The 1,692-nt window shown below is 73.0% G+C and carries 2 protein-coding genes and 1 pseudogene; all 3 read left to right on the forward strand.

Annotated features, from left to right (window positions below; genetic code table 11):
- A pseudogene (locus F3J10_RS35525) lies at positions 1-538 on the forward strand (carboxylase); the annotation flags it as partial.
- Complete coding sequence (locus F3J10_RS35530) at positions 528-1,316, forward strand: 5-oxoprolinase subunit PxpA (RefSeq protein WP_025101753.1); 789 nt, start codon at positions 528-530, stop codon at positions 1,314-1,316. The pseudogene F3J10_RS35525 and the gene F3J10_RS35530, both read left to right, overlap by 11 nt.
- A 55-nt stretch (positions 1,317-1,371) precedes the next feature.
- Positions 1,372-1,692, forward strand: a 321-nt coding sequence (locus F3J10_RS35535; protein WP_167244040.1) for an MFS transporter, incomplete at its 3' end; no start/stop codon positions are given.

Consider the following 1,692-nt stretch of genomic DNA (forward strand, 5'->3'; position numbering starts at 1 on the left):
CGGCCATCGCGGCCGCGCGCTGCGCCGCGGCGACACGCTGGCGATGCGCGAGCGCTATCCCTCGTTCCGCGAGCGCCCCGGCTACGGCGAGGTGTTCGCGCCCGGCGTGCTGCGCGCGGCGGGCGAGCCGCTGCGCGTCGTCGCCGGCCGCGAATGGGCGCGCTTCACGCCGCACGCGCAGGCGGCCCTGCTCAACACCGTGTATCGCGTGAGCCCGCAGTCGGACCGCATGGGCTACCGGCTCGAAGGCCTGCCGCTGAGCCTGCTCGAACCGTTCGAGGCAGCCTCCGAGGCGCTGTCCTGCGGCACCGTGCAGGTGCCGCCCGACGGCCAGCCGATCGTGCTGATGGCCGACCGCCAGACCACCGGCGGCTACCCGAAGATCGCCCAGGTCTGCTCGGTGGACCTGCCGCGCCTGGCGCAAACCCTGCCGGGCGAATCGATCGCCTTCGAACGGGTCGAGCTGGCCGAGGCGCAGCGCCTGGCGCTGGACCAGGCGCGCGGCTTCGACACCTGGGAGCGGCGCGATGCGCACTGAACTCGACTTCAACAGCGACCTGGGCGAAAGCTTCGGCGTCTACCGGCTCGGCAACGACGCGGCCGTGCTGCCGCACGTCAGCTCGGCCAACATCGCCTGCGGTTTCCATGCCGGCGACCCGCGCACCATCGCCCGCACCGTGAAGGCGGCGCGCGCGGCAGGCGCCGCGATCGGCGCGCATCCCGGCTATCCCGACCTGGTCGGCTTCGGCCGCCGCGAGATGCAACTGAGCGCCGAGGAACTCTACGAGATCACCGTCTACCAGGTCGGCGCCGTGAAGGCCTTCGCCGAGGCGGCCGGCTCGCGGCTCTCGCACGTCAAGCCGCACGGCGCGCTGTACAACCTGGCCGCGCGCCGCCGCGAGATCGCCGAGCCGCTGTGCGCCGCGGTGCGCGATGTCGACCCGGGCCTGATCTTCTACGGCCTGGCCGGCTCGGCATTGGTGGAGGCCGCGCGCGACGCCGGCCTGACGGTGGCGCAGGAGGTATTCGCCGATCGCACCTACCAGGACGACGGCACGCTCACCCCGCGCAGCGACCCGCGCGCGCTGATCACCGACATCGAGATCTCGATCCGGCAGGTGTTCGAGATGCTGCGCGAAGGCGTGGTCACCTCGGTAAACGGCGTGGCCGTGCCGATCCAGGCCGACACGCTCTGCATCCACGGCGACCAGCCCGGCGCCGCGCTGTTCGCGCAACGCATCCGCGCCGCGCTCGACGCGGCCGGCATCGCGGTGCGCCCGCCGCGCGCGCGCCTGCCGGCCACCGCCGCCGGCTGACGCCGTGTTCGCTTTTCCACGCCGACCCCACCGGCTCAAATCCTCAGGAGTCCAGATGTTGAACGCAAGCACGGCAGAGCGCCAGGCGACAGCGGCGGATGCCGCCAGCACCGCCTCGTCCCGCGCCATCGCGCGCAAGGCCGCGCTGGCGGCCGCCGCGGGCACGGCGATCGAATACTACGAGTTCGGCGTCTACGGCTACATGGCCGCGCTGATCGGGCCGCTGTTCTTCCCGGCCGACAATCCCACCGCCGCGCTGCTGTCGATCCTGGCGATCTTCGGCAGCGCCTTCCTGATGCGGCCGATCGGCGGCATCGTGCTGGGGCGGCTGGGCGACCGCGTGGGCCGGCGCGCCGTGTTGCTGGTGACGGTGCTC

The sequence above is a fragment of the Burkholderia sp. Cy-637 genome (genome assembly GCF_011753175.1).
Taxonomy (GTDB): domain Bacteria; phylum Pseudomonadota; class Gammaproteobacteria; order Burkholderiales; family Burkholderiaceae; genus Burkholderia; species Burkholderia gladioli.